This window comes from Mesorhizobium sp. LNHC229A00 (assembly GCF_000502415.1).
GTDB lineage: Bacteria > Pseudomonadota > Alphaproteobacteria > Rhizobiales > Rhizobiaceae > Mesorhizobium.
This window is the reverse complement of the sequence record NZ_AYWQ01000054.1, coordinates 1-2,417: the sequence shown is the minus strand read 5'-3', so window position 1 is coordinate 2,417 and position 2,417 is coordinate 1. Positions and strand designations below refer to the sequence as shown.

Genomic DNA, 2,417 nt, shown 5'->3' with positions numbered 1-2,417 from the left:
CATGGAGATCAGATGTGTTGGCGATTCCGCAAAGGGCCCGGTCAGTCGGGTCCTTGCGAACCTCAGCCGGAATTCTCCGACGGCTCCCGTCTCCAGCCCAGTGACGCAAGATCTCCCCGTCACCCTGCACGCCGTGACCATGCTGCAGAATGGATCGTCGACCGGCGAGCTACTGGCTTGCCGGCGAGCGCCTCTGAGAGCCCTCTTGTCACGGTGATCCCAACGGCTGACGCGGAGCCTGAGCACAGATACGCCCTCGCCAACCACCTTCGAGCAACCAGCTTGCACTAGAGCCGCATTAGCGCGAAAGTACTTCGGGGATTTTCCGAGGGGGAGACTTGGGGATGAGAGGCCTATAGTGTGGCTCGCCGCGGCCGCGGTTTTTTGTGTGTGCGCAGTCGGCACGTCTATCGCTACTGGCTTCTACAATCCTTTCGATAGCCGAATGACCAGAGTCTGCGAACAGGTTCTGGTTGATCGACTTAGGGCGCCATCAACCTACAAGAGGATTGGAATCGATCACTACAGTGACCCGGTTCCATTAGAAGAGTTTCAAAAGATCAAGGAGGATGAGATCGCCAACAGTTCCGACGCCAATTGGCAGGACTTCCAGAGGCGGATGCTCAAAATCGGCATCGACGGCATCACCTCAGGATCGCAACGCGCGCCGATCATGTTCAAAAAATATATTCGGTACGACGCGGCGAATGCGTACGGCACGCCGATCCGAGATCTTTCCGAATGTACGCTCCTTTCCGAGAAAGGGAGTGAGAGTGAGGCCACACTGTTCAATGTGAGAGTCGATGGAACAACCAGGCAAGAATACCTGATCAAGCTTATCAAAGAGAGCAACCAGAATTAGAGGTGGAGGGCGGCGTCATGGGGTGGCGTTTTCGTAAGTCGGTTCGGCTCATGCCGGGTGTCCGGCTCAATGTCGGCAAGAAGAGTATGAGCATTTCAGCCGGTCCGCGTGGTTTCAAGACCACGATAGGCTCCGCCGGGCGCACAACCACTGTCGGCATTCCCGGAACAGGCATCTCTCATACGTCGCGCAAGGGTCGGCGGAAGATCGAGGCGCCGCAGATGATGGCCCTGTCGGCTGAGGATGGGGTGTCGGAGGCCCCGCCGCCCTCGCCAGCGCGTCGATGGATTGGCTGAGCGATCGTACTTTTTATAGGCTTTTGCCTTTGGGCGCGATACTCAGGGTAGCGGTCGATTCTAGGTGCGAGAATGATCCTTATTCCACTTCTCGTCATTGCCTTGCTGATCATTTGGGTGCTTTGGCGGATGCTTGGCCGGTTGAGCTACGACGCAGGGCGCCTTGTCCACGAGGCGAAGAAAATCATCCGCTGGTGGTTGTACGGAGTTTGAGCTTGGAGGGCGGTTTATGAGGCTATTCACGTCGACGGTGGTCCTGACTACTTCATGCTTTATTTCAGTCGGAGCCTTCGCTGAAAACTCAATACCAGCGAACGTCAAGGCATTATTGCGGGCAGAGGCAGAGCTAAACGATCTGTGTCGCGGCGGGTCCGGCGACGACCCGAAAACATTGCAGTCCTGCGACGATCGCAATGCCGTTGAGACGAGGCTCTATGCTGCAGGCTGGTGCTATGGGAAACGCGGCCAGGCCGGATACCAGATGAAGTGGCATCGATGCACCGCGAGTTCGCTACACCCAGGCGATTAGGAACGGTTTGCGGCAATGCAGCTTCTTCGTTTAACTGTCGTCACTGCATCGCTGCTGGTGCCGTTGGCAGCCGCCTCGGCCGGCAGCGCAAACAACGCGGCGCTCGTTTGCATCGCTTCGACCCAGGCTGGCGGTCCCTGCACCTTCTCGATAGCCAAGCGACGAGTGTAGGTCGCGCGCGCAGCTTCGATGCCCGGATGATAAAGCCACCGACGTGTTGCAGTTTTCAGCACCGCCTCGTTGATGGCATCCCTTAGCGAGTCACGCGGAAGCTTGGATAGATCGATTTCTACGGCGGGGATCTTGTGTTCCCTGAGGCGCTGGATTTTGGCGCTGTCCATGAAATGGGTGACGGCGACCTCGACGAACAGATCATAGCCAGTGCGCGAACATATAGGTCGGGAATGATGGTCTTGGGCTCGTTATACTCGAGCCGAAGAAATTCGGTTTCGACCTNCTCTTCCGATCTCTTGGGCTCGTTATACTCGAGCCGAAGAAATTCGGTTTCGACCTCCAGGCTGGGCTTCATGACCAGGCGCTTGCTATCAAGCCCAAGCCGCTCTGGCAGAATCAGCTTCGGATTGCTGCGAAACGCTTCTTTTGCCAGCAAATGCAAAGCCGTCTCCGAACCGCCTCCGCAGGGCCTCTACATCGCGGTGCGCGAAATGCGCCACCGGTGATCCTCTTTCAGCCGGGCCACCAGTTGCCCATTCCAGGTCGGGCAGACGTC

Annotated in this window: 3 protein-coding genes; 1 reads left to right on the top strand and 2 read right to left on the bottom strand. The window is 57.4% G+C overall.

Annotated elements, in window-relative coordinates; translation table 11 throughout:
- Positions 1–445 precede the first annotated feature (445 nt).
- Positions 446–862, top strand: coding sequence for a hypothetical protein (locus X742_RS140665; protein WP_156939494.1), 417 nt, complete (start codon positions 446–448; stop codon positions 860–862).
- A gap of 821 nt (positions 863–1,683) precedes the next feature.
- On the opposite strand, the gene X742_RS140670 is transcribed toward X742_RS140665, so the two are convergent.
- The gene (locus X742_RS140670; protein WP_023775546.1) at positions 1,684–2,028 is read right to left on the bottom strand and encodes a hypothetical protein; all 345 of its coding nucleotides are present in this window, start codon (positions 2,026–2,028) and stop codon (positions 1,684–1,686) included.
- Between the two features lie 204 nt (positions 2,029–2,232).
- Positions 2,233–2,417 (bottom strand): hypothetical protein (locus X742_RS1000000175275; protein ID WP_210164355.1); only part of this gene is annotated, 185 nt, incomplete at its 5' end.

Bases quoted from the DNA above. Each gene is read 5' to 3' on its own strand.
- X742_RS140665 (WP_156939494.1), top strand. From the start codon at position 446: ATGACCAGAGTCTGCGAACAGGTTCTGGTTGATCGACTTAGGGCGCCA.
- X742_RS140670 (WP_023775546.1), bottom strand. From the start codon at position 2,028: ATGGACAGCGCCAAAATCCAGCGCCTCAGGGAACACAAGATCCCCGCC.